The 25,928-nt window shown below is 62.3% G+C and carries 28 protein-coding genes; 16 read left to right on the plus strand and 12 right to left on the minus strand.

Annotated elements, in window-relative coordinates:
* Nucleotides 1–100 precede the first annotated feature (100 nt).
* From AC1DD7_RS16520 to AC1DD7_RS16535, 4 genes are read left to right on the plus strand one after another with little or no spacing between them, the layout of a single operon-like run.
* Nucleotides 101–1,648 (plus strand): ABC transporter substrate-binding protein, encoded by a 1,548-nt coding sequence (locus AC1DD7_RS16520; protein WP_477515826.1) that lies wholly within the window; start codon nt 101–103, stop codon nt 1,646–1,648.
* A gap of 31 nt (nt 1,649–1,679) precedes the next feature.
* Nucleotides 1,680–2,621 (plus strand): ABC transporter permease, encoded by a 942-nt coding sequence (locus tag AC1DD7_RS16525; protein ID WP_477515827.1) that lies wholly within the window; start codon nt 1,680–1,682, stop codon nt 2,619–2,621.
* Nucleotides 2,605–3,450 (plus strand): ABC transporter permease, encoded by an 846-nt coding sequence (locus AC1DD7_RS16530; protein ID WP_477515828.1) that lies wholly within the window; start codon nt 2,605–2,607, stop codon nt 3,448–3,450. Before AC1DD7_RS16525 ends, AC1DD7_RS16530 begins: the two co-directional genes overlap by 17 nt.
* A complete protein-coding gene (locus tag AC1DD7_RS16535) occupies nt 3,443–5,101 on the plus strand; it encodes an ATP-binding cassette domain-containing protein (RefSeq protein ID WP_477515829.1) in 1,659 nt (552 codons plus the stop codon). Before AC1DD7_RS16530 ends, AC1DD7_RS16535 begins: the two co-directional genes overlap by 8 nt.
* Here the strand turns inward: AC1DD7_RS16535 and AC1DD7_RS16540 are convergent.
* Nucleotides 5,098–5,952, minus strand: a complete 855-nt coding sequence (locus tag AC1DD7_RS16540; protein WP_477515830.1) for a LysR family transcriptional regulator — start codon at nt 5,950–5,952, stop codon at nt 5,098–5,100. The two genes, AC1DD7_RS16535 and AC1DD7_RS16540, sit on opposite strands and share 4 nt — an antisense overlap.
* A gap of 86 nt (nt 5,953–6,038) precedes the next feature.
* Between AC1DD7_RS16540 and AC1DD7_RS16545 the strand changes: the two genes are divergently transcribed.
* The gene (locus AC1DD7_RS16545) at nt 6,039–7,016 is read left to right on the plus strand and encodes an EamA family transporter (RefSeq protein ID WP_477515831.1); all 978 of its coding nucleotides are present in this window, start codon (nt 6,039–6,041) and stop codon (nt 7,014–7,016) included.
* Here the strand turns inward: AC1DD7_RS16545 and AC1DD7_RS16550 are convergent.
* Nucleotides 6,931–7,962, minus strand: coding sequence for a LacI family DNA-binding transcriptional regulator (locus tag AC1DD7_RS16550; protein ID WP_431117639.1), 1,032 nt, complete (start codon nt 7,960–7,962; stop codon nt 6,931–6,933). The genes AC1DD7_RS16545 and AC1DD7_RS16550 overlap by 86 nt on opposite strands.
* Nucleotides 7,963–8,080: 118 nt before the next feature.
* On the opposite strand from AC1DD7_RS16550, the gene AC1DD7_RS16555 reads away from it, so the two are divergent.
* Nucleotides 8,081–9,280 carry a Gfo/Idh/MocA family protein gene (locus tag AC1DD7_RS16555; protein ID WP_477515832.1) on the plus strand — a complete coding sequence of 400 codons (1,200 nt, stop codon included), beginning with the start codon at nt 8,081–8,083 and terminating at the stop codon, nt 9,278–9,280.
* The gene (locus tag AC1DD7_RS16560; RefSeq protein WP_477515833.1) at nt 9,280–10,278 is read left to right on the plus strand and encodes a Gfo/Idh/MocA family protein; all 999 of its coding nucleotides are present in this window, start codon (nt 9,280–9,282) and stop codon (nt 10,276–10,278) included. Before AC1DD7_RS16555 ends, AC1DD7_RS16560 begins: the two co-directional genes overlap by 1 nt.
* A 57-nt stretch (nt 10,279–10,335) precedes the next feature.
* Here AC1DD7_RS16560 and AC1DD7_RS16565 read toward each other — a convergent pair whose 3' ends face one another.
* The 4 genes from AC1DD7_RS16565 to AC1DD7_RS16580 all read right to left on the minus strand — a co-directional run bounded on the left by AC1DD7_RS16565 (nt 10,336) and on the right by AC1DD7_RS16580 (nt 13,425).
* Nucleotides 10,336–11,130 carry a TIM barrel protein gene (locus AC1DD7_RS16565; protein ID WP_477515834.1) on the minus strand — a complete coding sequence of 265 codons (795 nt, stop codon included), beginning with the start codon at nt 11,128–11,130 and terminating at the stop codon, nt 10,336–10,338.
* Nucleotides 11,127–12,284: a Gfo/Idh/MocA family oxidoreductase gene (locus AC1DD7_RS16570; RefSeq protein WP_477515835.1), complete on the minus strand. Its 1,158-nt coding sequence runs from the start codon at nt 12,282–12,284 to the stop codon at nt 11,127–11,129. Before AC1DD7_RS16570 ends, AC1DD7_RS16565 begins: the two co-directional genes overlap by 4 nt.
* A 105-nt stretch (nt 12,285–12,389) precedes the next feature.
* Nucleotides 12,390–12,605 carry a hypothetical protein gene (locus tag AC1DD7_RS16575; RefSeq protein WP_431117646.1) on the minus strand — a complete coding sequence of 72 codons (216 nt, stop codon included), beginning with the start codon at nt 12,603–12,605 and terminating at the stop codon, nt 12,390–12,392.
* Nucleotides 12,606–12,708: 103 nt separating this feature from the next.
* Nucleotides 12,709–13,425, minus strand: a complete 717-nt coding sequence (locus AC1DD7_RS16580; RefSeq protein WP_477515836.1) for a hypothetical protein — start codon at nt 13,423–13,425, stop codon at nt 12,709–12,711.
* Nucleotides 13,426–13,817: 392 nt separating this feature from the next.
* On the opposite strand from AC1DD7_RS16580, the gene AC1DD7_RS16585 reads away from it, so the two are divergent.
* Nucleotides 13,818–14,804, plus strand: coding sequence for a LacI family DNA-binding transcriptional regulator (locus AC1DD7_RS16585; protein WP_477515837.1), 987 nt, complete (start codon nt 13,818–13,820; stop codon nt 14,802–14,804).
* 106 nt (nt 14,805–14,910) lie between these two features.
* Here AC1DD7_RS16585 and AC1DD7_RS16590 read toward each other — a convergent pair whose 3' ends face one another.
* A complete protein-coding gene (locus AC1DD7_RS16590) occupies nt 14,911–15,081 on the minus strand; it encodes a hypothetical protein (RefSeq protein ID WP_477515838.1) in 171 nt (56 codons plus the stop codon).
* Nucleotides 15,082–15,291: 210 nt separating this feature from the next.
* Here AC1DD7_RS16590 and AC1DD7_RS16595 point away from each other — a divergent pair, with 210 nt between their 5' ends.
* Genes AC1DD7_RS16595 through AC1DD7_RS16605 form a run of 3 tightly spaced genes read left to right on the plus strand, consistent with a single transcriptional unit; the run spans nt 15,292 to nt 17,718 of the window.
* A complete protein-coding gene (locus tag AC1DD7_RS16595; RefSeq protein WP_477515839.1) occupies nt 15,292–16,116 on the plus strand; it encodes a hypothetical protein in 825 nt (274 codons plus the stop codon).
* The gene (locus tag AC1DD7_RS16600) at nt 16,100–16,849 is read left to right on the plus strand and encodes a LamB/YcsF family protein (protein WP_431117654.1); all 750 of its coding nucleotides are present in this window, start codon (nt 16,100–16,102) and stop codon (nt 16,847–16,849) included. Before AC1DD7_RS16595 ends, AC1DD7_RS16600 begins: the two co-directional genes overlap by 17 nt.
* 47 nt (nt 16,850–16,896) lie before the next feature.
* Entirely contained in the window at nt 16,897–17,718 is an 822-nt protein-coding gene (locus tag AC1DD7_RS16605; RefSeq protein WP_477515840.1) for a 5-oxoprolinase subunit C family protein, read from the plus strand.
* A 133-nt stretch (nt 17,719–17,851) separates the two neighbouring features.
* Here AC1DD7_RS16605 and AC1DD7_RS16610 read toward each other — a convergent pair whose 3' ends face one another.
* Nucleotides 17,852–19,207, minus strand: coding sequence for a DUF445 domain-containing protein (locus AC1DD7_RS16610; protein WP_477515841.1), 1,356 nt, complete (start codon nt 19,205–19,207; stop codon nt 17,852–17,854).
* Between the two features lie 49 nt (nt 19,208–19,256).
* Here AC1DD7_RS16610 and AC1DD7_RS16615 point away from each other — a divergent pair, with 49 nt between their 5' ends.
* From AC1DD7_RS16615 to AC1DD7_RS16630, 4 genes are all read left to right on the plus strand, one after another.
* Entirely contained in the window at nt 19,257–20,147 is an 891-nt protein-coding gene (locus AC1DD7_RS16615) for a glycerophosphodiester phosphodiesterase (RefSeq protein WP_477515842.1), read from the plus strand.
* A gap of 96 nt (nt 20,148–20,243) precedes the next feature.
* On the plus strand, nt 20,244–20,678 hold the full coding sequence (locus AC1DD7_RS16620; RefSeq protein WP_477515843.1) for a DoxX family protein: 435 nt from the start codon (nt 20,244–20,246) through the stop codon (nt 20,676–20,678).
* Nucleotides 20,675–21,457 (plus strand): AzlC family ABC transporter permease, encoded by a 783-nt coding sequence (locus AC1DD7_RS16625; RefSeq protein WP_477515844.1) that lies wholly within the window; start codon nt 20,675–20,677, stop codon nt 21,455–21,457. The genes AC1DD7_RS16620 and AC1DD7_RS16625 overlap by 4 nt, the downstream gene beginning before the upstream one ends.
* Nucleotides 21,454–21,765 (plus strand): AzlD domain-containing protein, encoded by a 312-nt coding sequence (locus AC1DD7_RS16630; protein WP_477515845.1) that lies wholly within the window; start codon nt 21,454–21,456, stop codon nt 21,763–21,765. The genes AC1DD7_RS16625 and AC1DD7_RS16630 overlap by 4 nt, the downstream gene beginning before the upstream one ends.
* Before the next feature lie 6 nt (nt 21,766–21,771).
* On the opposite strand, the gene AC1DD7_RS16635 is transcribed toward AC1DD7_RS16630, so the two are convergent.
* The gene (locus AC1DD7_RS16635; protein WP_477515846.1) at nt 21,772–21,930 is read right to left on the minus strand and encodes a hypothetical protein; all 159 of its coding nucleotides are present in this window, start codon (nt 21,928–21,930) and stop codon (nt 21,772–21,774) included.
* 129 nt (nt 21,931–22,059) lie between these two features.
* Complete coding sequence (locus tag AC1DD7_RS16640; protein WP_477515847.1) at nt 22,060–22,662, minus strand: hypothetical protein; 603 nt, start codon at nt 22,660–22,662, stop codon at nt 22,060–22,062.
* Between the two features lie 523 nt (nt 22,663–23,185).
* Between AC1DD7_RS16640 and AC1DD7_RS16645 the strand changes: the two genes are divergently transcribed.
* Nucleotides 23,186–23,596 carry a hypothetical protein gene (locus AC1DD7_RS16645; RefSeq protein ID WP_477515848.1) on the plus strand — a complete coding sequence of 137 codons (411 nt, stop codon included), beginning with the start codon at nt 23,186–23,188 and terminating at the stop codon, nt 23,594–23,596.
* A gap of 731 nt (nt 23,597–24,327) precedes the next feature.
* Here AC1DD7_RS16645 and AC1DD7_RS16650 read toward each other — a convergent pair.
* On the minus strand, nt 24,328–24,561 hold the full coding sequence (locus tag AC1DD7_RS16650; RefSeq protein ID WP_477515849.1) for a hypothetical protein: 234 nt from the start codon (nt 24,559–24,561) through the stop codon (nt 24,328–24,330).
* A gap of 652 nt (nt 24,562–25,213) precedes the next feature.
* The gene (locus AC1DD7_RS16655) at nt 25,214–25,843 is read right to left on the minus strand and encodes a TetR/AcrR family transcriptional regulator (RefSeq protein WP_477515850.1); all 630 of its coding nucleotides are present in this window, start codon (nt 25,841–25,843) and stop codon (nt 25,214–25,216) included.
* Nucleotides 25,844–25,928: the final 85 nt, after the last annotated feature.

Here is a 25,928-nt window from a genome sequence, read left to right on the forward strand (position 1 = left end):
ACGCCAAGAACGCCATTTCGCGGAAATAAAGAGGTAAGGCTAACCTAAATAGTCTTCAATTTCCTTGTGCTTCCCCGGGCACACTTAACAGGCGGTTCCTTTGCGCAAACTCAGCCGATTCGCAACCCTAGGTCTTGCGTCCCTCCTTGCCCTCACGGGTTGTGGTCTGAGTGGGGCCCAGACGGGTGCCTCCGGGAAAGTCGCGGATACCAACCAGCGCATTGTGGTGGACAACTTCCGTGCGCCCGTGGCCAACTGGGCGCTGGAATCCGACTCCGCGTACATCCTGTCGCTGTCCGGGTGCCTGGAGACGCTGACCAAGTACGACTCCGCCGAGGGCAAGGTTGTTCCGTTCCTTGCCACCGAATGGAAGCAGGTCTCACCCCTTGAGTGGGACTTCACCCTTCGCCAGGGCGTCAAGTTCCAGGACGGAACCGACCTCACTGCCGAGTCGGTGGCGGCGGCCCTTAACACCGTCCTCAAGGCCAAGGTCCCTGCGCGGGCGTTTAACCCGGGCATTGTCAGCGGTGTCCAGGCCGTAGACGCCAAGACAGTTCGCGTGACAACACCTGCGGAGAGCCCGCTGGTTCCGTTCCGGCTTGCCAGCGTCAACACCGGCATCCTGTCACCGGCTGCTTACCAAGGCGCCACCGTGGACCCCTTCGGTCACTGCACCGGGCCGTTCGTTCCCGTGTCCGAGAAAGCCAAGCAGTCCTTGACGCTGGATCGCAACAAGAACTACTGGGGCGGCGACGTGCAACTCGCTGGAGCCGAAGTCCGCTTCATCACCAACGGCGCCACCCGCGCGGCACAGGTCCAAACCGGGGAAGCTGACATCTCGCTTTCAATCCCTGCCTCCGGCCTCTCCACGCTCAAGAACGCCCCTGAGGTTTCTGTTCTCAAAGCCAACTCGCCCCGCACGGCGACGCTCTACATGAACAATGGACGGGCTCCCTTCGATAACGTCGACTTCCGCAAGGCCCTGCGGTCTGCACTGGATCTAGATGCCCTGGCGGCCAGCGTCTACGAGGGCGCAGCCCTACCGGCAGCGGGACCGTTCGCATCTTCCGAACCGTGGGCTTCAGGCAAAGCAAGCCCACCCAAGCAGAACGTTGAGGAAGCAAAGAAGCTCCTCTCCGATGCTGGATACACCGCGGACAGGCCCTTGGAGATCATTGCCATCGTCGAACGGTCAGAATTCGCCGACGTCGCCACCGTGATTCAGGACAACCTGAAGAGCATTGGTGTCCCGGTCACTATCCAGGCCAAGGAATACGCCTCAGCTGAGCCGGACGTTCTGGCCGGCAACTACGACATGATCCTCAGCCAACGGAACAGGCTGATAGATATCGCAGATCCGATCGGCTTCCTCACCGCGGACTACACGTGCAAGGGCAGCTACAACCTCAGCCACTTCTGCAACGAGGAGTACGACTCCACCATTGCCGAAGCGGCCCGGACGTCCAACACCGAGGAACGCTACAAGCTCTACGCCAAGGCCGGCGAGATCCTGGATGACCAGGCCGTGAACCTCTGGCTGGTCAATGAACAAGCAACTGACGCTATCCGCAGCAACGTCCTCTCCTACGTCCAGGATCCCCTGTCCCGTTACGTCCTGACAGCACAGACCGCAAAGTCCGGCTCCTAGCAGCGAGCTGGGACCAACGAACCAAACCCGCATGATCACGTTCCTTGCGAAGCGGACGGCGACCCTCGTGGCCGCCGTCCTGCTGTCGTCTTTCGCCGTTTTCCTTATTCCCTACGTCACCCCGGGCGATCCCGTCCGCAAGATCATCCGTTCCCGGGTTGCCGGGGATGTTGTGGACGATTCCACTGTCCAGGCCCTCGGCCAAAGCCTGGGTCTCCACGATCCACTCCCTGTCCAGTATTTCCGCTGGCTCGGAGATTTCTTCAGCGGCGACATGGGGTTGTCGCATATCAGCCGGACGCCCGTGGTTGACCAGGTAATGCCCGCTCTTGGCATCACCCTCAGCCTGGTGATCGTGGCCTTGGGCATAGCGGTGGCGGTGTCGCTGCCCTTGGGAATCGTCGCAGGACTGAAACAAGGTGGAAAAGCCGACAAACTGATCACCACCATCACCCAGTCGTTCATCGCAATACCCGAGTACTGGCTGGCGCCGCTCCTGGTCTTGGTTTTCGCCCTCAAGCTGTCCTTCCTGCCGTCAGCTGGCTGGAACACCACATCATCCATAGTCCTGCCGGCGGTAACCCTCGCCCTGCGACCCATCAGCTTCTTCACCTCAGCAGTGCGCTCCGGCATGATCGATGCTTTGGAAGCAGAGCACATACAAGCCGCCAGGGCCCGCGGTCTCAGTCACGTCCAGACCGTCATGCGGCATGTCATACCCAACGGGCTGGTTCCGCTGTCCACTCTTTTCGCCGTATGGTTCGCGGGTCTCCTGGGAGGTTCGGTCATTGTGGAGGTCATTTTCGCGATTCCGGGCATGGGACGGCTCTTGTACGACGCCGTGGTGAACAGCGACATTCCCCTGGCGCAGGGCGGTGTTGTCGTCGTCGTTGCACTCGCCGTAGCGATCACCACCCTCGCGGACTTCCTCCATCGGATTCTCAGCCCTAAGGTGAGTGGCGCCCTTGCGTAACCTCTCAGCGGTAGACAAGGCCGCCGTCGTAGTTCTCGCCTTGGTGATAGCCGCTGTAGCGGCCGCGCCCTGGCTGACGCCGTTCCCGCCGGACGACCAGAACCTGGCCGCGCGCCTTGCATCGCCCAGCGCCAGCCACTGGCTGGGAACGGACCACCTTGGGCGGGACACGCTCAGCAGATTGCTCGACGGCGGTCGCTTCTCTTTGGTGGTGGCCGCACTGGCCACGGTGCTGACCGGACTCGTCGGCCTGGTGATCGGCGTGCTGAGTGCGCGTCGTAAGGGCTGGCTGGACGAATTCTTCACCCGTACCAATGATGTCCTGCTCGCCTTGCCGGAGATGGTGGTGGCGCTGTTTATCGTGGCTGCGATGGGTACCGGATTCTCGTCGTTGCTCGTGGCGCTCACCGTTACTGGATGGACACCGTTCGCCCGGCTTGCACGCACGCTTGCCTATGACGTGTCTGCACGCGGATTCGTTGAAGCGGCGCGCGTGGTGGGCTGTTCGCCGTCGTTCATTATTTTCCGCCACCTCGTTCCGCACCTGGCAGCGCCGATGCTGGGACAGGCGACGCTGCGGTTCGGGCAGCTCCTGATCAGCGTCGGAGCGCTGTCCTACCTTGGGCTCGGTGTCCAACCGCCGCAATCTGACTGGGGCTCCATGGTGGCAGCGGCCCAACCTTACGCAGAGCGGGCTCCGTGGGGGATCATCGCCCCGGGAATTGCCATCTTCCTGGTGGCTCTCTGCGTCACCCTGATCGGCCAGCGGGCCTCCCGCCGGGCAGCGGACCCCGTAGATGTCCTCGTGGAGGAGGGCCAGCATGCCTGAGCTCGTCATCGAGGACCTGACCGTCCGCAGCACGGCCGCACAGCCTCATGTCCTGCCAGGGCCACCGATCCTGTCCGGAGCTCCGGTCCTGTCCGGAGTCAGCCTGACGGTCCGGCCGGGAGAGTTCGTGGCCCTCGTGGGTGGCTCGGGCTCGGGAAAGACCATGACTGCCAAGTCCGTCCTGCAGTTACTGCCGGAGCCGCTGCGGATTGAGTCCGGGTCCATCAGACTTGGCCCGTTGGACGTGACCAACGCGCCGGAATCAGAATTGAACCGTATCCGCGGCGGTCGGCTGGGGATGTTGTTCCAGCAGCCCAAGAGGATGTTCAACCCGAACAAGACCATCCGCAAGCACCTGAAGGAACCCCTTAAGCTGCACGCTGGCCTCGGTGGCAAGCTGGCAGACCAGAAGATGCTGGAACTGCTCGCCGAGGTGGGCTTCGAAGATCCGGAATGGGGTGCGCGGGCCTACCCGCACCAGCTTTCCGGTGGAATGGCGCAGCGGGCAATGACCGCGATGGCGTTGGCAGGCCAACCCGAAATCCTGCTGGCAGACGAGCCCACCTCCGCTCTGGACAAAGTGCTGGAAAGCCAGATCCTGGAACTGCTGGACCGTGAGCGCAGGCAGCGTGGGCTCGGCATCCTGTACATCACCCACAACCTGGCGTCTGTGGCAGCCTTCGCGGACCGGGTCCTGGTGATGGATGCCGGGAAGATCGTGGAGTCCGGCACTACAGAGGCCGTTCTGGGCAGCCCCAATACCGCCTACACGCGGAAGCTTCTGGACGCATCAAACCTGTTGCCCACCAGCATCACGGACGTCACGCCGCAGGGGCGTAACGTGCTGACCCTGACGAACGTCATCAAACACTTCGGGCCTGGTAAGCGCTTGGGGCTGGGTAAGCGTCTTGGTCTTGGCAGCAGCCGCACCCGGCCCGCATTGAACTCGGTTTCGCTAGCCCTCAAGCAGGGCGAGATCCTTGGTGTCCTTGGCCAATCCGGGTCCGGGAAAAGCACCCTCGCCAGGGCAATCGTCGGGCTGGAAGGGATCAGCGGCGGTAGCATCACCCGCACCCTGGCGGCAGGAGAGAGCAGCCCGCCCACAGCTGTGCAGTTGGTTTTCCAGGAGCCCCACGATTCCTTCGACCCCCGCATGACGCTCCGCGCCAGCCTTGAGGCTCCCCTCCGCCAGCACGCTGGGCTTTCGTCCGCCGAAAGGTCACAGCGGCTTCAGGACGCCATGAAGGAAGTAGAACTGGAACCGTGCCTGCTGGACAGGCGCCCTGGACAATGTTCCGGTGGCCAACTGCAGCGCGTCACGATTGCCCGGGCGCTCCTGTTGGAACCCGAGGTTCTCATCTGCGACGAAGCGACGTCGGCCCTGGACGCCCTGACCCAGCGAACCATTCTTGACCTGCTGCAACGCCTGCACCGGGACAGGGGATTGTCGCTGATGATCATCACCCACGACATGGACGTAGTGCGGCACATGTGCCAACGCGTGGCTGTACTCTTCCAGGGCCGCCTGGTGGAACTCACCGACACCCACAAGTTCTTCGCCGAGCCCCAGCACGAGCACAGCAAGGATCTGGTGTCCGCAGCGATTCCCTGCCGGGGCCTGCACCTTAAGAAGATGCGCGCGGCGAGCTAGCCGTTTCCGTACAGCCCCATCAGCAACTCCGCAATCCGCTCGCGCTCCTGCGGCGGATCCTTCGTGGACCACGCGAGGTACACCGACACCGGCGGGGCATCGCGCACCGGACGGTAGATGATGCCCCTGCGCCGATACTGGTGAGCGGTGGATTCGGCAGTCATGCCGCGCGCCGCCCCGCTGCCAATTGTCGTCAACCAATCATCTACATCGTTAATGGGTACGATGTCCGGCCGCCCCTCCGCCGCCCACAAGTCAAGAGTTGTGCTTCCCGTCCGCAAGTCCATGGCGACCGGCCGCTGGGCCACCTGCGCCATGGTTACGGAACGTCGCGCTGCCAGGGGATCGTCCGAGGACATGGCACAGTACCGCTTCTCCTCGCCAATCCGGACGTGCTCGACGCCGGGCGCATCCGGAAGGCGTCGAAGGATAGCGAAGTCGGTGGTTCCATCTGCAAGGCCGCCGGTAGGGGAGTTGGAGTGCAGTAGCAGCAGCTCCACGTCCGGGATTACGGCCGCCCATCGTCGCTGGAACTCCATGGTGTGCTCGCCTAAAGCGGACCACGCGTAGCCGATCCGGATCTTTCCGGTACCGGACCGGGCCTCCCTTTCGAGGTCGCCCAGAAGTGAGAGGACGCGCCGTGCCTTGGCCACCACGCGCTCGCCGGAGGGAGTCAGGCCAACGCTGCGGGTGGTCCGTTCCAGGAGCCGTACCCCGAGAACCTGTTCCAGCCCGGAGATGTTGCGTGAAACGGCCGCTTGGGACATCCCGAGATCAATGGCGGCATCGGTGAATGTGCCTTCCTCGACTACAGCCAGGAGGCACCGTAATTGCCTCACCTCAACGTCCATACCGCCCATCCTATTCATGCACCCATCGCATAAATAGCCTCATCCATGCATTTAGCGGATACACGGTCCAAGCGCAGAATTTCACCATGATCGATACGAGGGCAGTTGGAGTAAAGCCATCCCGGAAGGCCGGGGGCGCGGCGACCCTCCTGGCCAGCGCACTGTCCAACCAACTTGGCGCCGCCACGGCATCATTCGCCTTTCCAGTCATGGGACCCATAGGTGTAGTGGCGGTGCGCCAGCTCGTGGCGGCTGCAGTTCTCTTGCCGATCGTCCGGCCCCGGCTGAGGGAATTGAGCTGGCGGCAATGGTGGCCTGTCCTTCTGCTCGCCGTTTCGTTCGGCACCATGAATCTCGGCCTGTACGCGTCTATCCAACGGATCGGCCTTGGACTTGCCGTCACCCTTGAGTTCCTTGGACCCCTGGCCGTGGCGTTGATCAGCTCGCGACGAAAGAGCAGTGCGCTCTGCGCTGTGATTGCTGCGTTCGGCGTCCTGGCCATCACCCGGCCCGAAGCATCCATGGACATCGTGGGGATTGGTTTGGGGCTCATCGCCGCTTGCAGCTGGGCCGCCTACATCCTCCTGAACCGGACCGTCGGCCAAAGAGTGCAGGGCATCCAGGGCACAGCAGCCGCAACAGGAGTGTCGGCGACGCTGTTCCTGCCTGTCGCCGTCGTGGTTTTCATCAGTCAACCAGTGGACGGCTTGGCTGTTCTTTGCGCTGTGGCGGCCGGAATCTTCGCGTCCGTGCTGCCTTACGTGGCCGATCTGATCGCGCTGCGACGGGTCCCGGCGAACATGTTCGGCGTGCTCATGAGCATCAACCCTGTGTTTGCTGCGGTCATCGGTGCGGTGATCCTGCACCAGGACCTGGCCGCGGGGCAGTGGGTGGGGATCGGGTTGATCGTCGCCGCCAATGCCGGGGTGTTGCTGCTGCGGGAGCGGGGGCGGGGGCAGAGTGCGGGCGGCCTTGGCCCTAAGCCGGAGCCTGCCCGCTCGACCCCCGGACCTGGAGTTGGGACGGCACCAGGTGCAGCCGCGCAGGGAGATCGGGAGTTGTGAGCCGCTCGAGGATGAACTTGCCGGCCTCTACGCCCACGGCGAGGTTGCCGTTGTCCACGGACGTCAGCGACAGGTGCCGGATTTTGGCCAGGTAAGTGTTGTCGTAACCCACCAGTGAGAGGTCGTCGGGCACGGAAAGTCCGAGGTCGTCTGCAGCCGAAAGCGCGCCGATGCACGCGACGTCGTTGTACGCGAAAATCGCAGTGGGCCTCTCCGGCCCGGCCAACAACCTGCTTGCTGTGCTGTAGGCGCTCTCTTCGCTCATGCCGCCGCCCGGTACCGCAAGAGGTTCCAGCCCGGCGTCGTGCATGCTGCGTTCGAACGAGACGCGCCGCAGCTTTCCCACCTCGCCCGGCCCCTGAAGGTGCGCAATGCGCTGGTGACCCAGTGCGATGAGGTGCTCCGTCGCTTGGCGCGCTCCGGCGTCGTCATCATTGACCACGATGTCGACGCCGGCAAGTACCGGTTCGCGCGTCCCGGCGAGGACCACGGGGATGCTCTGCGCAGCCTTCTCAATCGCAGCAGATTCGTTGGTGGTACCCACTACCACCAGGCCATCCACTCGCTGCTCCAGGAGTGTCTCCACCGAGCTCCGGCCCACCCGCTGGTCAGTATATGAATCGGCGAGAACGGGTGAAACGCCTGCTGAGTGAAGAGCTGCCGTGAGTCCCTCGAGGAGTTCCACGAACCACGGATTCCGGATGTCGTTGAGCATCACGCCGATGGTTCCGCTGCGCGGCCCGGAGAGTCGCTGGGCCAGGCGGTTGGGCCTGTAGCCCAGGTTTTCCATGGCTTCCATGACGGCACGACGACGGCTCTCACTGACGTTGGCAGAGCCCTGTAAGACGAGGGAGACCAAGGACTTGGAAACACCCGCGACGCTTGCGACATCGCGGATGGTTGGCTTGGTTCCCGGCGCGCCGGCCGGGGATGGTGCATCAGGCATGGGGCTCTCGTTCCGGTCTGTCAGGTTCGTTCCAAGCTTAGAGGGCTTGACGCCGCCCCTTCTTAGACTCCATTATGGACCGGTCCAAGTAAATTCCAAAACATCAAAGAGGATCTCCATGAGTGCACCCAACACGCGGCGTCTGATCGCCGGAATGGTCGGAGGAGGCGTTGGCGCGGATATTGGCAAGACGCATCGCTATGCCATGCGCTTGGATGACCATTTCGAGCTGCAGGCAGGAGTCTTTGGCCGGGACATCAGCGCTTCGCGGGCGATCGCCGTCGAGCTCGGGGTGCCTGAGGACCGAAACTATGCGGACTACCGTGAAATGGCCGCGGCAGAGTCGGCGCGCGAAGATGGCGTAGACGTTGTGGTGGTGGCGACGCCCAACGACAGCCACTTCGAGATCGCCAGCACCTTTCTCGAAGCGGGCATCTCGGTGGTGTGCGAGAAGCCGCTGACCAGGGACTCAGCCAATGCAGCCGCACTGGTCCGGATCGCTGCGGAAAACGACGCCATTCTTGCTGTTCCGCACTGCTACTCGGCCTACGCGATGGTTCGCCAAGCTGCCCGCATGGTCCGCAATGGTGAACTGGGCACCATCCGGTTTGCCGACGTCGAGCATGCATCCGGCTGGGCGGCCACGCCCTTGGAGGAGTCTGGCCACAAGCAGGCCATGTGGCGTACGAATCCCGACATCGCCGGGTTCCCGAGCGTCGTTGGAGACCTTGGCACGCATGCCTTCCACTTGCTTCGATACATCACCGGGCTGGAAGCAGAGCGCCTCTCCGGCCGCCTGAAAACGCTGGTTCCAGGACGTCGGGTATTCGACCACGCAACGGTGGAGTTGGAGATGTCCGGGGGTGTCCCGGCGCGCGTTTGGGCCAGCATGGCTGCCACCGGCCACAATCACGGGCTACGCATCCGCCTTTACGGTGACACAGGCAGCCTCGAGTGGCAGCACGAGGATCCGCACCACCTCAAAGTCCAGGATCTGAACGGGGCTACGACCATCCTCACGCACGGCCTGGGCACCCTTCACGACGACGCAACGCGGCTCACGCGGGTCGGTCTCGGCCACCCGGAGGGCTTCCTTGAAGCTTTCGCCAACTTCTATTCGGACCTTGCCGAGGTCCTGCGCGCGCGTCGCGACGGCTTGGCGCTTCCCGGCCGTGAGTTGTCCTTCCCCACCGGCATCGATGGGCTGATCGGCGTCCAATTCGTCGAGGCCGTGGCCGCATCGCATCAGGAGGACTCGGCTTGGAAAGTGCCCGCCTTTACGGAGAAACCCGCCTTCACAGAGAAAGCAGTAGTGTGATGAAGCTCCGTTTCGCGCTCATCGGGGCTGGCTTCATCGGATCGGTCCACGCCGCAAACCTCGCCGCCCATCCCGGCATCGATTTCCGCCTCGTGTACGACGTCGACCAGCAACGTGCACAGTCCCTGGCCGGCATGCACGGGGCTGCTGTAGCCGCGGCCCTGGATGACGTCTTCGATGCTTCGGCGATTGACGCCGTCTTCATCGCCTCCTCCACGGACACCCACGCCGGGCACCTCCGCCGCGCTGCTGCCGCCGGCATCGCAGTGCTCTGCGAGAAGCCGATCGACTTGGACCTTGACCACGCCCGCGATGTCGCTTCGTTTGCGCAGCAGACTGGCGTTCCGGTGATGGTCGACTTCAATCGCCGCTTCGATCGCGATTACGCCGAGCTCAAGCGCGTGGTGGACACGGGCCAGATCGGCAAAGTGGAGCTGATTCAGCTGACATCGCGTGGTCCCTCCATGCCTCCGCTGTCCTACATCGCCACCTCAGGCGGCCAGATGCGTGACCAGACCGTGCATTTCTTCGATCTCGCTCGGTGGCTCAGCGGCCTGGACCCGGAAGAGGTTTTCGCGACAGGTTCGGCCTTGGCGGAGCCGGGCATCGTGAAGTACGACGACGTCGACACCTCCGCGGTCACGTTGCGGCTGCCGGGAGGTGCTTTGGTACAGATCGATTCTGTGCGCCGGACTGGATATGGCTACGACGAACGCATCGAAATCATGGGCTCGACCGGAATGGTGGAGGCCCGTCGTCACAGGAACGGTACTGTTTCCCGGTACAGCGGAGGCTCGGTATTGGACGACGGGCTGCATCCCGGGTGGTTCGAACGGGTGCAGCCGACGTATGCAGCGGCCCTCGCCGCCTTCGTCTCTTCCTTGGAGGGAGGATCGGATTCCATGCCGTCGCTGGAAGACGGACTCAAAGCCCAAGCCATTGCAGAAGCTGCGGTTATCTCCCTTCGCAGCGGCCGCATGGAACCGATCAAATATTGACCCAACTGAGTCGCATTAGAGCGCGTTTAGAGCCGTCAAAACGCGCTCAGCTGCGACTCAGTTGGGTGTGAACGCGGCGCGGAAGGCTGCCAACGCTGCGTCGCCCGCCTGGATCCCCTGGCCACCGATTGCACTGGCCTCCATGCCAATCACGCCCGTGTACCCGGCGTCGCGGAGTGCTTTGGCGATGGCCGGGTAGTTGATCTCGCCCGTCCCTGGTTCGAATCGACCCGGGACGTCGGCAACCTGGATCTCGCCCGTAAAGGACTGGGCTGAGCGAACCAGCTCTATGAGGTTCCCTTCACCGATCTGTGCGTGGTAGAGGTCCAGCATCATCTTCATATTGGGGTGGTTCACGGCCGTGACCAGCGCCAGTGTGTCCTTGGCGCGTGCCAAGGGAATGCCTGGGTGGTCCAGGATCGTGTTCAGGTTTTCCAGCGCAAACACGATGCCGTGCTTTTGGCCCAGTTCAGCCAGCTGTTCCAGCGTGCGGAGGCCCGTCAACCACATCTCGCCCGTGGATCGCTGGACCGGCCGGACAGCCCGCCCGCCTTCACCGAGTGCGGCGGGGTGAACCACCATGCGTTCGACGCCCAGCTCAAGTGCAGTGGGGATCAGCTTCTCGGCGGAGGCCAGGACTTCATGCGCAGTGTTGGGATCAATGACGCTGCCGCCGAAGTAGCCACTCATGGAGGAGAACCTGGCGCCGGTTGCTGCGAGGGCTGCGATGTCCCGGCCGCGGGTGTCCCAAAGCTCCACCTCGAAGCCTTGATCGTGAATGCGGCGCACGCGATCGATCAACGGCAGCTCGCCGTAGACCATCTCGGCGCAGACCGCCAAGCGGAAGCTCATGCTCCCTGCCCTGCGGCCTGAAGCTGTGCCGTTGAATGCGTTTCGGCTGGGCGAAGGTCGGCGATCGAGGACACCTCGACGGGCAGCCCCGTCTGGGCTGACCTGAAAGCGGCCAAGGCAACCGCCAAGGCGTTGCGAGCATCCACCCCACCGGGAGCAGCGATAGCGGCGGGCGGGTTTGCCGGCGTCGTGCGTGGATTCACTGTGCCGCGCCGCGCCGCGACGTCGTCCGCGAAGTGGGCCAGCTCTGCCGTATAGGCGTCGTGGAAGAGGTCGATGTTCAGGCGAGTGGTGTCTGATCCGATGCCTGCGGCTGTGTAGCTGGTGGCGTTGGTGGCCTGTGGGCTGCCGGCGGTGACCATGCCGGCAGAGCCGAACACTTCGCCGCGGACGTCGTAACCGTACAGGGCGTTGAAGTTTGCTTCCGCTACAGCGATGGCGCCGTTGCTGTAGGTGACAGTGACAACCGCGGTGTCCAGGAGGCCACCGGCCTTGGCTTCTGGGGCAACCAACGCATCCGCCACTGCGTGGACCTTCACGGGGACTGCGCCCGGATTCAGCCAGTTCAGGGTGTCGAAATCGTGGATGAGGGTTTCCAGGAAGATGGTGCCGGGGGCGATCCTCTCCGGGTTGCTGATGCCGGCCTCGGTGCCGGGATCGCGAGTCAGGGAGCGGAGCAGCTGCGGGACTCCGACTGCGCCGTCGTCGATCAGCTTCCGGGCGGCGGCGAAATCCGTGGAGTAGCGGCGATTGAAACCGAAACGAAGTACGACGCCGGCGCTTGCCGCAGCTTCGATGGCGGAGTCGAGTTCGGCGATGGTCCGCCCGCCGGGCTTCTCGCAGAACACGTCCTTACCGGCTTTGGCGGCAGCGGCGATCAGCTCGGAATGGAACCGCAGGGGAGTGGCGATAAGTACGGCGTCCACGTCGGGATCGGCGAGGACGTCGGCAACATCGGTGCTGATTTTAGCGACGCCGAGGCGGCTTGCGAGGGCTTCCACGGCAGGTAGGACTGGATCAGCGATGGCTTCCAACCGTGCGTTCGGGCTCCTCAGGGCGATGGATTCGGCGTGGAATGCGCCGATCCATCCGGCGCCGATCACAGCGATGCGGACAGGCCGGTCCTCGATGACCGGGTGCTGAAGGTACGTCATTGTTGTTCCTCGATTCAGGCGTCTAGAACGTTCTAGTCAAGCAATGCTCGCATGCTCGGACCGAAGATGTCTAGATCGTTCTAGCCGCCTCTTGCTGTACTCCGTCTAAGCGGCATCGTTCCGCCGGGCACGGGCATGAGGAAGGTGACGCCCCAAGGCGAGCCTGATGAGCGGGGTCAGTAACAGGAGGAGCAGGACGCTGCCAAAGCCAACAATGCCCGCAAAGAAAACAAGTCCGGCCATGAACAGGAGGTGGATGTCGGGCGCATCGGCGAGCGGTAGGACGGCCGATATTGCCGATACCTGGTTGAGGATGTTCATTTGTGGCTCCTGCCGCGCATCAGTTGCTCGTTCCAACACCTGTTAAGTGCACTGAGGAGAAGAAAAATGTCGCCGTTGTGGCAACACTTTCAGGGCTGCAGGATCACGACGCGCGCAGAAGCATATCCTGGGCCAGTTTCACCACAATCTTCTTGTCGTTGCCGGGGTCCAAGGGGTCGTACCAGAGCGTAGTCTCCTGCCCATCAACCACCGGGTCGGCGGCGTTGATCAAGAGGGGACGCTGCACCCAGCGTTGGATGCCACTTGAGTCATGAAAGGTGAAGGTCACGGTGGTGAGGATCTTGGTGCTGTCGCGGAACGCCAGATACCCTTTGTCGCTGACTCTCGCGGACGTCATGATTCCTGTGCTCATGACACGGGCCTCACGTTCGGCACCAGCCCGCCGCTTCTGCGCGGCCATCACTCCCAGGATCGCCAGGAGCAGGCATACGGCGAGGCAGCCGACGCCTATCCACGTCAGTATGGCCGGGTATTCGAGTCCGACGGCGGCCGCCGCCACACCGATGGCCGCGCCAAGCCACATCAGCGATCCGCCCAGAGTGAGCCCAAGTTTGCGGTGCTTCATCACGATGGCTGTCCAGGCGATGGAGCTCAGGACAATCAGGGGGATGCTGGAGACGACGCCCACCATTGCCAGGACCGGAGGCTCCTCCGACTCGAAGGCTGCAATGTGGGGCCAGCCAAAGCCGGCAGCCAACCCAGCGACGAACTGGAAGGCAAGCGCCAGCACCACGGCAAGCGGGCCCGGGCGCTTGTTGGCGCGTAGTTTCCTGAGGGCGACGGGATCCACGGTGCTCATGGGGTCATTAAACAGGTCCTGTGGAAAACAGCCAGAGCGCTCGCCGGAAAACAGCGATGGAATGTTGCCCAGAGAACGCTGATCGGGGAATGCCGAAGATTATTCCAAAAGCCCGCGTCACGTTTCCGCAGGTCAAAGCACATAAACAGTGCCCAAGTCGTTGTGCCGCGTAATGTGCCGTTGCCCTTTTCGGCGCATGTCCGCGGACAACGCTGAGTTGTCAGTGATGGATGTGGTGGGTTCTGGGGCCCACCCGGGGCGCCGTCACTGCGATACCGGGCTAGTGCGGTCGGTCGTCTGAGTCGCGGCCGGCCGCACGTCTGGGGCAAAACTCCTTTGAGCAGTTTGCGTCTTAGATCGTTCTATAGACTGGCTGCGGGCAAAGGAGGGCCATGATGGGAAAACGTCCCACGTTGATGGATGTGGCTGAAGCGGCCGGGGTTTCCCGTGCGCTTGTTTCCATCGTCATGCGGGACGCCCCTGGAGCCTCTGAAGCCACGCGCGTCAAAGTCCAGCAAGCGGCGAAGGAACTCGGCTACCGCCCCGACAGCCGTGCACGGCTTCTGCGCAGCAGCCGGACGAGGCTTCTGGGCGTCAGCTTTTCCACATCGCACCCGTTCCACGCCGAAATCGTCGACGCCGCCTACGCCGGAGCAACTTTGCGCGGCTACGATATCGCGCTGAGCGCCGTTGCCAACGGCCGGCCGGAATCCCGGGCCGTCGAATCTCTCCTGGATCTGGGCTGTGAAGCCCTGATCATGATTTCTCCAGCGCTGGGGGAGGACGAGTTAGCCGGTTATGCCGCAAGGCTCCCAGTGGTCAGCCTGCTGCGCGACGACGTCGGCGAATCCCTGGACTCGGTCAGCAGCGATGACGACGCCGGTATCCGCATCGCGCTGGAATATCTCACCTCGCTGGGGCATCAGAGAATTGCCCACGTGGACGGTGGGGACGCTGTCTCGGGTCCACAGCGGCGCGAAGCATTCCGGGCAGAGATGGCTGGCCGGGGGCTCGAATCCCGGGTGATTCCCGGTGGAGCCACCGAAGAAGACGGCCTCCGGGCTGGTCGAGAGCTTCTGGATGACCTGCCCACCGCCGTCGTTGCCTTCAACGATCGCTGCGCACTGGGCATCTGGGAAAGCTTCCGGGCGGCTGGGCTCAGGGTCCCTGAGGATGTGTCCGTCCTGGGTTACGACGATAGCCAGTTCGCCCGCCTTAGTTACGTCCAGTTGTCCTCCGTCAGCCAGGACGCCCCGCTCCTGGCGCGGGCCGCCGTCGACCGTGCCATTGATCGGCTGGAAGGCTCGACCCCACCCGCGCACCTTGTGCGGACACCGCACCTGGTCATCCGCAGCACCACAGGGCCCGCCCCGAAATGACGCGCGCGGGTCGGTAGCTTCCTGACCTTCTTTGCGGGCCAAAGCCGCACTTTTCCCGCGATCTGGGTCCCTTTTTGTCTCAATGAAGGTCAGGAAGCCATGCACATTATGAAGCGCCCGACGGCGGGGCGTCGTCGTCGTCGTCGATGTCCGGACCTTCGGCAGGATCCTGGCTGTGGATGCCGGTATCGTGCGAAACCCAGCCCTCCGTTTCTCCCTCTGCAGGAGCGTCGGTGTGGTGCCGGATGATGTGTTCTGTCTTGTCGTTTGCGTTCATTACGGATACTCCCTGTCCTTGCTTGGACTGCTTCCGTGAGTGCACCCAAGTCTACGCCGGGTCGGCTCTCTTGAGAGGTCCGCTCTGCGCTGAATCCTCGCCCGGAAACGCGCAGAACAGGCCTCTCAACGGGCCAAACAAAGCTGGCAGTGGCATAGGCTGAACGCAGTAGTTCTCCGCGAAACGACTAACTGCCATGCAGAGGTGAAGATGCCCAAGCGACCCAACCCGGCGGTGAAAATCGCCCAAGAGACAGCCCATAACGCAGTATTCGACGCCCAAGGCAACACCAAGCCGGGCGTACACAATGTCTTGCTGCGCGCCGTCGAAATCCAGCGGCCACTTGTCCTGGCAAACCTGCGCAGAATGCAGCGCCGGCATCCAAAGGCAACTCCCGCGCAGCTTGCCGCGAAACTGGAGCGCGACTACCTGGCCGCCATCACAGGCGGGGGAGCCGCAGTGGGGGCTACCGCCGTCGTGCCCGGTATCGGAACAGCAGCTTCGCTGGGTCTCTCTGCCCTTGCAACTGTCGGGTTTCTGGAGACGACAGCACTCTACGCGTCGACGCTGGCGGAGCTGCACGGCATCCGGCTGACGGATCCGGAACGCGCACGGACGATGGTCATGGCCATCATGCTGGGCGAGGAAGGCACCTCGCTGCTGGGAGCCCTGAGCGGCCAGTCTCTCGGACGAGGCAAAGGCGTGACCAATGCATGGGGAACGACACTCACCAAGAAGATCCCGGGCAGCGGCTTTGGCGTCATTCGGGATGCCATCCAGCGGGCGTTCCTGAAGAACCTCCTGAAGCGGCAAGGCTCTGCGTTCCTCGGACGGGCCCTGCCGTTTGGTGTGGGTGCCGTGGTGGGTGGTGCCGGCAACCTGATGATGGGCCGCGCCGTAGTTGCAACTGCCAAGGAAGCGTTTGGGCCCCTGCCCGATACGATCCCCGGCGAACTGCTCGCAAGCGCACCCACCGACGAGACCAACAACAACGATTTGACGCTGGAAGGCGGTAACAGTGGACCTCAACGCTGATCTGGGGGAGTCGTTCGGCTCCTGGACCATGGGCGACGACGCCTCGATGTTCCGCATCGTGAGCAGCGCCAACGTGGCCTGTGGTTTCCACGCAGGAGATCCCCTAACCATGCTGGACAGCTGCCGTGCCGCGTTCGAACTCGACGTTCGCGTTGGCGCGCACGTGGGGTACCGGGACCTGGCCGGCTTTGGAAGGCGTTCGCTGGACATGACCTTCGACGAACTGTTCGGGGATGTCCTCTATCAACTCGGCGCCCTGGACGGGATGGCCCATGCGGTGGGAGCGTCCGTGGATTACGTCAAACCGCACGGCGCGCTGTACAACAGGATCGTCCACGATCCCGACCAAGCTGAGGCTGTAGTTGCTGCAGTCCACGCCTACGATCCCGGGCTGCCGGTGCTGGGATTGCCGGGCTCAGCATGGCTGAAGCTGGCCGAGGAATCCGGACACCCCGTCTTCCGGGAAGCATTCGTGGACAGGGCGTACCTTCCTGACGGCACACTGGTCCCGCGATCCGAGGAAGGCGCCGTGCTGCACGATCCCGCCGCGGTGGTTGCCCAGGCTGTTCGAATCGCGACGCGGAAGGAAGTGGTAGCCGTGGACGGAACGGTTGTCCCGGTAAGTGCCGATTCCCTCTGCATCCATGGTGATACTCCGGGCGCTGTGAACATGGCCGCGGCCGTTCGGGCAGGCTTGGAGGAGGCAGGGGTGGAGATTGATGCGTTCGCCTAGTTTGGGCTGGAACGCACCTTGCAGACGAGGTTCTTGAGGAGGTTGTAATGGGTGCCATTGCTGTTGATCCGGGCCCCTCGACCCTGGCCCTTGCACCTGACCAGGTTTTGGATCGGGCTTCCCTGCACCTTGCCAACGCGCTGCTGGGCAACCCGACCTCCGCGGGCGGCCTGGAGATACTTTTGGGTGGTCTCCGGCTTCGGTTCGTCACGGCCTCGGCCCTGGCGGTCACCGGCGCGGAAGGCGTGGTCAAGCTCAACGGCGCCGAACTGCCTTTCAACAAGGCTGTTCGCGTCAGCCCTGGGGCGGTGTTGGAGTTTGGGCCGGCGCTGTTCGGGATCCGGTACTACCTGGCCGTTCAGGGTGGCATCGAATCCCAGGCGGAACCCCTTCGCGCCGGCGGCACGCTGACTTTCGGGCGCCCCCACGGCCACAATATTCCTGCTGAGAACCACGCCTCGCGTCGGGCCCTGGACCCCGAACGTCCGGTGGTCGCCCGGGTGGAGCGCGGTCCGCAAGCCCAAAATTACGACGCCGGCACCTGGCTTCGGCTGACCAGCGAACCATGGATCCTCTCGCAGGAATCGGACCGGGTAGGTGCCCGGTTGGTGGGGCGCCCACTTGAGCCAGCTGGGGTGACGGGCGTCGCTGGCGTGGGGGGCACCGCTGGGCCGGCCGCGACTCCAGCACCCCAGGCACAACCCTTGCTGTCAGGCTCGGTCCTGCTGCCGCCGTCGGGCTTTCCCGTCATTGCACTGGCCGGACACCCGCCGACGAGCAAGTCCCCCGTGATCGCAGTTGTTCGCGATGAAGATCTGGACCTGCTGGGCCAAGCGCGTCCGGGACAGATGGTTCATTTGCTGGGCTGAGTTGAAAAGATCACTGGCAGGTTTTCTCACTGATGCTGGGTAGTGAGAAATGAATGCCGCGATTTTTTCATAAATGGCGATTCGTGAGAAAATCGACTGCGCAAAAGGAGTTCCCGCGTACGCCACTGACCGCCTAGCCAAACAGCAGGTGCGCCACCGTGAAGATCGCGAGGCCAGCCAGGGCACCCACAACCGTTCCGTTGATGCGAATGTACTGAAGGTCCTTGCCCACCTGCAGCTCGATCTTCTGGGACGTTTCCTCGGCATCCCATCGGGCCACCGTGTCTGAGATGACGCCGGCGATGTCCGATCGGTAGGTGTTCACCAGGTAGCCCGCGGCATCGCCGATCCACGTGTTGACCTTGCCTGCGAGCTCGTCGTCGTTGACCAGCCGGGAACCGAAGTCGCGGACGGCGCTCTTGAACCGCTGGCTGAGCTCACTGTCGGGATCGTCGACGGCGGTGAGCAGCGCATTCTTGACTGTTCCCCATGTGCGCGAGGCCAGTTCCCGGACTTCAGGATCGCCAAGGATCTGGGCCTTGATGGTCTCGGCGCGCTCGATCATGGCGGGATCATGCTGCAGGTCCTGCGCCAGGTCCGTCAGGTAGGCGTCGATCGATTTGCGCACTTGATGGTTCTGGTCATTTTGCACCGCACGTATGAACTTCAGGAGTTCGACGTACACCTTGTCGCTCACCAGCCCGTCCACGAACGTGGGCACCCACACCGGCGAACGGTCCGAAACCAGCCGGTTCACCGTCGTATGGTTCGCATCCACCCAATCGGCGGCACGATCAACCAAGAGGTCCACCAACTTGTGGTGATGCCCGTCAGCGAAGATCCGTTCCGCCATCCGCCCCACGGGCGGTCCCCACGGCGGGGTGAGCAGATGCTTGCGGACCATGCCCTCGATTACCGCCTGCACGTCGTCGTCATTCAGCACGGTGAACGCGCCGCGGATCATCGCGCCGCCTTCCTTGGCCACACGTTCGGCGCCTCCCGGTCCGGATAGCCACCGGCCGGCCTTGCGGGCAATATCAATGCTCGCCAACTTGTCCTGGACAACCTCCTGGGACAGGAAGTTGCTCTCCACGAACTCACTCAGCGATTCGCCGATCTGGTCCTTCCGGCGCGGAATGATGGCTGTATGCGGGATCTTCAAGCCCATGGGGTACTTGAACAGTGCCGTGACCGCGAACCAGTCAGCCAAAGCGCCGACCATGCCACCCTCGGCGGCAGCCCTTACATACTCAAGCCACGGGTACTGCTTCTGGAAAGCGAACGCCACCATGAACACAACGGCCATGCCTATCAACAGCGCCAGGGCCAGCCGTTTCATGCGGCGCAGCGCGGCTGCCTTTTCCTCGTCTCCGGCAGAACGGCCGACGACGGCGGATCCCGGTTGAGTGGCTCCGGAAGCTGTCGCTTGGGCTGGCTGGGCGTGGTTGGTGACGTCTTCGGCTGGGATTTGTTCAGAGTTCACCTGCATTAGCCCAGCGTAGCCCCGTGCGTGCAGCCGCGTGGGCTACCGTGGCTGCATGACTAGCGACGAATCCGCCCCTCGCCGGCCCAAGGTCTACGCACACCGCGGTGCCAGTGCTGCGTTCGCGGAACACACACGTGCGGCATACCTCAAGGCGATTGCGGACGGAGCTGATGGCGTTGAGTGCGACGTTCACTTGACCCGGGACCAGCACGTCGTCCTTCTGCATGATGCCAACCTGGACCGCACTTCCACGGGCACCGGACCGGTCTCGGAGAAGACCCTCGAGGAACTCCGGGCCTTGGACTTCTCCTCCTGGAAGGGTGCCCGGATACCGGATGCGTACGGCGGGATCGCTGATCAATTCCTCACCTTGCCGGAACTGCTGGACATTCTGCGCGGGGCCGGGCGCGAGATCGGTTTGGCGATCGAGCTCAAGCACCCCAGCCCCTACCAGCTCAATCTTGAGGACAGGGTTCTGGACGTGCTGCTCAGTGAGGGATGGACCCCCGGGGAGTCCCGGCTGGAGAACATTCAGGTCTCCTTCATGAGCTTCGATTCCGACTCGATCCAACACCTGCTGAAGACGGTCCCAGCCCAGCACATTTGCCAGTTGGTGGACAATTTCTCCGTGCAGGAGCTTCGGCAAGAGCTGGGTCTGGGACCGATCACGGCAGGTGCGGTGGCCAACGTCATGAAGGCAACCCAGTTGGAGGCTGAACGCATCCTGGATCATGGTGAGGTGGGAATTGCCGGACCGGGCATCGACTACGTGAGGGAACACGCCCGCAACGTGCAACGGTGGTTGGAATCCGGGAGCGTCTTCAGGGTCTGGACCGTGGACTCGGAGAAGGACGTAGCTCTGTGCCAGGGATTGGGCATCCATGAAATCACCACGAACAAACCCGCGCAGGTGTTGGCCCAGCTTCAGGTCCCAACCAGGTAGCAGTTGAGCGCGTTTTGGGCCCCCAAAACGCGCTCAACTGCGACCCAGTTGGGTACATTTTAGGGTGGCCCACCGCGCTTGTGATTGAGTGGTCTCATGTCATTCCGTTGGTCAGCCCGTGCCACCCAAACCACCTCTGCCATCGGTCTGAGCGCACTTCTCCTGGCCAGTGCCATGAAGCATTTCCGCACCCCGGGGTTCTATTACCCGGTGGTACCTGACTATTTGTGCCGCGTGGACGAGCCGGGAAGCCAGCCGAATGGTTCACTGGCTCTTATGTCCCGTGAGGAATGGGTCGCTTCCAGCGGCCTGCTCGAGGCGACGGCCGCCGTCGGGCTTCTCATCCCGGCCACCCGCAAAGTGGCTGCCGACGCTACGACAGCCATGTTTACCGTATTCCTCGCAGGGCATATTGATGCCCTCCGCCGTGCATATGGTCCCAACGGCACGCCCAGCCAACGACGCATGCACACCCTTAGGCTGCCTCTTCAGGTTCCGCTCATCCTGTGGTCCTGGAGCCTGCGGAAGTGAGTGGAGGTCCAGCAGTTCCCTTGAAACTCAGGGAGTCGCCAGCGTTCAAGATTGCCGTGTCGCTGAGCATTGCCACGGGCTTATACGGCGTGTCCTTTGGCGCACTTTCTGTGGCGTCAGGCTTCGATTTCTGGCAAACAATGGTGCTGAGTCTTTTGCTGTTCAGTGGAGGCTCGCAGTTCGCATTCATCGGCGTAGTGGCAGGTGGGGGGTCCGGGGTGGCAGCCATGACGGCCAGCGCTTTGCTCGGGCTGCGTAACGGCATTTATGGCATGCAGATCAATGCCATGCTGCGTCCACGTGGGTGGCGTCGCTACATCTCAGCCCATGTCACCATCGATGAGTCAACGGCGACGGCGTCCGGCCAGTCGGATCCCGACGAGCAACGCCGCGGGTTTTGGACCGCCGGTATCGGAATATTCATTCTCTGGAATATCTTCACTGCCATCGGTGCCCTGGCCGGCGATGCGATGGGTGACCCCAAGCAGTGGGGCTTGGACGGGGCTGCAGTTGCTGCGTTCCTGGCATTGCTGTGGCCGAGGCTGAAGGGGCGCGAACCCTGGGCGATTGCCGCTGCTTGCGCTCTTGCGACCATTCTCGCCGTGCCGTTTGTTCCCTCCGGCGTTCCCATTCTGGTGGCTGCGCTGGTGGCCGGTGTGATCGGTTGGTTCAGCCATGCACGGATGGATGAGGGACTTGAACCGGACGTAGACCCATACGCAGAAATGCGAGACCACGCGCACGGACACCACCGCGGCGGGAAAAGGGGAGCCGAATGAACCTCTGGCTCTGGATACTCATCGCGTGCGCTCTTGCTTACCTCACCAAACTGGTGGGCTACTTTGTCCCGGCCAAGCTGCTTCAGAGTCCCAGGATCATGCACATCGCAGGCACCATGACCATTGGGTTGCTGGCGTCTCTCACGGTGGTGAATGCCCTCGCGTCCGGACAGGGTTTGGTATTGGACGCGCGCATTGGCGCACTGGCGGCGGCCGCCGTCGCTCTTTGGCTCCGTGCGCCGTTCCTGGTGGTGGTTTTTTCCGGTGCTGCCGCAGCGGCACTGCTGAGGCTGCTCGGCTGGGGCTAGCCGGCTTTAGGTGAGACTGGCTGGGTTTTCTTTTTCACTGCAGCTAGGCCCCGTCAGCCGCGTGGCAATGTAGCTTCGAGAACTGGCCATGCCGTTGAGCGCTGTGATGACGCTGTCGCTGTCGATGATGTGCCAGACGAGCTGATGCCGGTTCGGCACGCTCATCAACCATCCAAGGTCTTCACGGACCTGCTGTCCGGTCAGCTCCGTCGCTAGCCCCGGCAGCAGCATGGCTTTGCTGGCTGTGTAGACCGAGTCACTGAGCAGGGCCGTGAAGGTCCCTTCTCCTGGCGCCTACAGGGTCTCAAGCTGTTCATTGTCCAGAGCACGTAGGTTTGTCATCCCCTGCGACCGCAGAGCCTCCCAACCGCCGAACTTTCTGGCGTGGTCATGGCTGAAGACTGCAACTGTTTCAGGAAGATCCAGAGCGAGCATCTCCACGACCCCGGGAGCGAACTCCCGATGCGGGTAGACCTCGAGGCTGGGAAGACTGGATTCCTCACAGAGGCGAGCATAGGTTTGACGGCCCACTTCCTCTAGGGACATTTCCTCGAAGGGATCTGCTGCCTCGAAGCTTGCCAGCACTCGTTGGAGATGCTGTCGGATGGTGTCCCGCCACTCTGACTCCGGTTGGTTATGGCAATTTGCAGCCACGTTCCAGAAACCGTATCCGCGGCCTTCTGCATCAATGGCGTGGTCAGGGTGGACCTGCACTTCGAAGCCCAGCTCAGCGAACACCTCACGCGCAAGACCCCGGAACTCGTCGGCCTTTGCGACCGTGAAGAAGGTCAGATCTACATCGGACGGTTCCGGCCGAGGCTTTTGGTCGGTTGTATGACCGCGCGCCTCGATCACTTCACCACGTTCAATCGCCAGCATTGAAAGGAGATCCGTCATGAACGAATATTGCGCCCCATAATATGGATGAACGGGAGTCGCGGAAGTTCCCAAAATCTATCCAAGGCTTGCAAATGCCTAATGTCAAATACCTCGGCTTAGGTGGCCGAGTACGAGAATATTTGCTTAATTAAAGAAAATTTTCGCGTTTCCGCGTCATGTTTCCTCAAAACATCGCACCGATTTGTGGGGAGGTTTATGTTCAAACTTGCCACCCCCCGGTGTCGACGTCTAATCATGGCTTGCCAGCAGGTCGTACTGCCCGCCGCAGATTCGAGGCTGACTCAGTTCACGCGAACTCCGCGTTGCAGCTCAAAATCGAAAGGAAAGCCGGGAGCCGGGGGCCCGCTGTACGTCCAGGGCCTCATCGGCAGGGCACGGAATGGTTTCCACGGCTAAACGCCAGCGGACCGGTGGATCTCCCGGAATGATTTCTCCAGCGATTGTATTATTACGAGGCCGTGCATATACTCGGTGCAGTTATCTCACTGGGGAGGTGACATTTTGGGGAATTGAGGGAAACTTGTTTCGTGCAATTAAGCCATTCAAACGCGCACGCATTGCGGTGATCGCCGGAGTCGCGGCCGCCATGATTATGGTCGGATCTCCCGCTGCGCAGGCGTACTGGAATTATCGGTACAAGGACGGCTACAGCTTCCAGAATCAAAAATGGTCGAGTATATCAGGCACCGACTCAGGCGGACGCGTCAACGTTGGCCAACCAGGTGCCTACTTTCTAAATCCCACCGAATACAGCGCAACCTTCGACGGGGCGACTGGGTACTGGCTAAACAGCATGTATGCCGCTGCCGGAGGCTGGGCGGGCTACTACCACTCGCCCAACTACGGCGCCTTCGAGCAATGCTGGTGGAACGCGAACGCGGACATGCCCAACGCACAGCCGCAAACTCTCTGCGAACAGTTCAAGGACTGACGTTGACGAATTCAATGGACATAATTTGGTACGGAGGCAGGAAATGAAGAAGCGCTCAACAGCAATCATCATCACCGGAGGTCTTTCCTTGGCTGCTTTTGCAATGGGGATTTCACCCTCCATGGCACAACCCATAACGCCTCTGGACAACGCAACGTTGGTTCCCGCGATCTCGCAACCCCAAACAGGGGAGGATTTGAACGTAGCCAACAGCCTCCCGCGGCAGCTCGCGGCAGAGTTCGATCGTTCGACGGTGAGGGTCGTCGCGCAGAACGCCCTCGGAAGGTACTCGGTGGCTCTCGATGCGACGGGTCAACAGGTCTGCGTCATTAGCCAACCCACGGGCAAGTCGGGCCTAGTCGGTGCGTCTTGCCTACCCAAGCAAGAGTTCGTTCAACGAGGGGTCAGTGTCGGAGTTCAAGAAAACGGCACGTCGGTCAGGACGACCGAAGCGTATCTCCTCCCAGGGGATGTCGACACGGCTCCACTTAGGGCCATGGCCACACCTAGCGGCGCATTGACTGGCAGGGACACTGCGCACATCATCGTTCAAACGGGAAACACCACGCTTCCTCAACAGGTCGAGCTCGGCAGGAGCAATAGTGCAGTCAAGTTCCAGTTCAACACAATCATCCGGCCATTCAAGGAGGGCGTTGTCTCCCCTGACATACGCTAAGCACCTCATTGCCGCCGCATCGACAGTCGTGACTGTTCTGGTTATTGGCTACCTTTCAATCCAGGCGGAAGGAATGACGAAGGGCTACCTTTTTGATTTGTCCGGCGCGCCAGCCCTTTCCGTTGTCAAAAGGTTTCCTTGGGAGATCCAGATCGGGGCTATCCTGTTCGGGCTTGCCGTGATAGCGACGTATTGGAAATTCACGATAACCAGAAGTGTCCGGGGTGTTGTTCTGGCAACCCTTATCGTTGCGGCAATAGGTGGCGGATTGTTCTTTGACGCGGTCCATGCAGCTCCCACCGGCCTTGTGGCCGTCTCGTTTGTCATGGGTGGAGTCTCTTTCTTCACTTTGGCGCTGATCGCTGGTGTCCTGACGGACCTGATCTTTCGGCCCGCAACAGACACGGCGGAAAGTTCGACTAGAACCAGAATGTCAACCAAAGCATAGAAAACAGGAGGGTAAAGCCATGAGCATTTACCCTCCTGTTTTCTCGGTCGCTCTCCTGCCAGGATTCGACCTGAAACCATCCACAGACGGGAAAAGGACTGGTGCGTGGTCACGTACCGGTCATTCTGCTCCCTCTGAATAAGAGCGTTCTCTCGCTTGGTGAATGTACCACGGACCCAATTTGCCGCGCCGCTTCGCTAGACGACTGCTCCGGCGAGCCGCCTGTCGGCAGCGGCGGTGCTCTTGGCTGCATTCAAAGCAGGCGTCGATACATTCAGCCAGCTTCTCCCTGTCCAGCCCGCTGGTTCCGCTCGGGTGGGCGCTGATCATCGCGCTGATGTGGTGGGTCATAGCCAGCTCCTGACGGCTTGAGCTCGACGGACGGCCGGCCAACCCGGGCGTTAATCCCACCCTGGACCCGGTTGCGGCCTACCTCCAGATGCTGGTTACGGCCTTGCTACAGACGCTGGCTGGGAGTGAACGCTGGCGGTAGTTAGACGTCCTCCGTCAGGGTCACGCCCGGGATGGGTGATTGTTCCGGGAGCGGGCGGGACGGACGTTCGGTCCGGATGGCATCTTCAATGAGCGCCACAGGACGCTTCCAGGCTTCGGAACCGGGTTCCATGGTGTCCACGGCTCCGATCAGCATGGCCAAGAGCCGGACCATATCCTCGATGGTGATGTCGCGGCGTAGTGAACCCTGACCTTGACCGCGCTCCAGGAGCGTGGCCATGGAGCCGATGAGGCCGCCGGTTATGCCCATGAGGAGTCCGCGTCGGCCTGCGACGGCGTCCAGCAGGTTGGCGTCTTCGCTCGCCACCTGCATGACGGCATCGATGACGTTGATGAGACCCTCGGCGGCATCCATGCCTTCGAGGGATGCGTCCGCAACAGGATCTACATGCTGGCGGAGTTGGCGGGAGAGGGCCGCAAGTACCAATTGTTCTTTATCGGAGAAGTTGCGGAACAGCGTTGCCGGACCCACTCCTGCCGTGGCGGCGATGGTCTGCAGGGGAACTTCGGGGCCGTGTTCCCGGAAACACTGCCGGGCTGCGGTGATGATTTTGTCCACATTTCGTGCAGCGTCGGCCCTGAGGGGCTTGCGTTCGGAGGGCTGTTCCATGCTTGTCAGGGTAGCAACGGACCGGGGTTGACCCCTTGTTACGCGGGAGTAGGCCGTTATGTGACAAACCAGTACGTGAAACACT

This window comes from Paenarthrobacter sp. 10L412 (genome assembly GCF_056395565.1).

Excerpts from the sequence above, each read along its gene's own strand:
- AC1DD7_RS16525 (WP_477515827.1), top strand. The coding sequence starts at position 1,680 with ATGATCACGTTCCTTGCGAAGCGGACGGCGACCCTCGTGGCCGCCGTC.
- AC1DD7_RS16535 (WP_477515829.1), top strand. The coding sequence starts at position 3,443 with ATGCCTGAGCTCGTCATCGAGGACCTGACCGTCCGCAGCACGGCCGCA.
- AC1DD7_RS16540 (WP_477515830.1), bottom strand. The coding sequence starts at position 5,952 with ATGGACGTTGAGGTGAGGCAATTACGGTGCCTCCTGGCTGTAGTCGAG.
- AC1DD7_RS16545 (WP_477515831.1), top strand. The coding sequence starts at position 6,039 with ATGATCGATACGAGGGCAGTTGGAGTAAAGCCATCCCGGAAGGCCGGG.
- AC1DD7_RS16550 (WP_431117639.1), bottom strand. The coding sequence starts at position 7,962 with ATGCCTGATGCACCATCCCCGGCCGGCGCGCCGGGAACCAAGCCAACC.
- AC1DD7_RS16555 (WP_477515832.1), top strand. The coding sequence starts at position 8,081 with ATGAGTGCACCCAACACGCGGCGTCTGATCGCCGGAATGGTCGGAGGA.
- AC1DD7_RS16560 (WP_477515833.1), top strand. The coding sequence starts at position 9,280 with ATGAAGCTCCGTTTCGCGCTCATCGGGGCTGGCTTCATCGGATCGGTC.
- AC1DD7_RS16565 (WP_477515834.1), bottom strand. The coding sequence starts at position 11,130 with ATGAGCTTCCGCTTGGCGGTCTGCGCCGAGATGGTCTACGGCGAGCTG.
- AC1DD7_RS16570 (WP_477515835.1), bottom strand. The coding sequence starts at position 12,284 with ATGACGTACCTTCAGCACCCGGTCATCGAGGACCGGCCTGTCCGCATC.
- AC1DD7_RS16575 (WP_431117646.1), bottom strand. The coding sequence starts at position 12,605 with ATGAACATCCTCAACCAGGTATCGGCAATATCGGCCGTCCTACCGCTC.
- AC1DD7_RS16580 (WP_477515836.1), bottom strand. The coding sequence starts at position 13,425 with ATGAGCACCGTGGATCCCGTCGCCCTCAGGAAACTACGCGCCAACAAG.
- AC1DD7_RS16585 (WP_477515837.1), top strand. The coding sequence starts at position 13,818 with ATGATGGGAAAACGTCCCACGTTGATGGATGTGGCTGAAGCGGCCGGG.
- AC1DD7_RS16590 (WP_477515838.1), bottom strand. The coding sequence starts at position 15,081 with ATGAACGCAAACGACAAGACAGAACACATCATCCGGCACCACACCGAC.
- AC1DD7_RS16595 (WP_477515839.1), top strand. The coding sequence starts at position 15,292 with ATGCCCAAGCGACCCAACCCGGCGGTGAAAATCGCCCAAGAGACAGCC.
- AC1DD7_RS16605 (WP_477515840.1), top strand. The coding sequence starts at position 16,897 with ATGGGTGCCATTGCTGTTGATCCGGGCCCCTCGACCCTGGCCCTTGCA.
- AC1DD7_RS16610 (WP_477515841.1), bottom strand. The coding sequence starts at position 19,207 with ATGCAGGTGAACTCTGAACAAATCCCAGCCGAAGACGTCACCAACCAC.
- AC1DD7_RS16615 (WP_477515842.1), top strand. The coding sequence starts at position 19,257 with ATGACTAGCGACGAATCCGCCCCTCGCCGGCCCAAGGTCTACGCACAC.
- AC1DD7_RS16620 (WP_477515843.1), top strand. The coding sequence starts at position 20,244 with ATGTCATTCCGTTGGTCAGCCCGTGCCACCCAAACCACCTCTGCCATC.
- AC1DD7_RS16630 (WP_477515845.1), top strand. The coding sequence starts at position 21,454 with ATGAACCTCTGGCTCTGGATACTCATCGCGTGCGCTCTTGCTTACCTC.
- AC1DD7_RS16635 (WP_477515846.1), bottom strand. The coding sequence starts at position 21,930 with ATGAGCGTGCCGAACCGGCATCAGCTCGTCTGGCACATCATCGACAGC.
- AC1DD7_RS16640 (WP_477515847.1), bottom strand. The coding sequence starts at position 22,662 with ATGACGGATCTCCTTTCAATGCTGGCGATTGAACGTGGTGAAGTGATC.
- AC1DD7_RS16650 (WP_477515849.1), bottom strand. The coding sequence starts at position 24,561 with ATGGACCGCGTCAAAGAACAATCCGCCACCTATTGCCGCAACGATAAG.
- AC1DD7_RS16655 (WP_477515850.1), bottom strand. The coding sequence starts at position 25,843 with ATGGAACAGCCCTCCGAACGCAAGCCCCTCAGGGCCGACGCTGCACGA.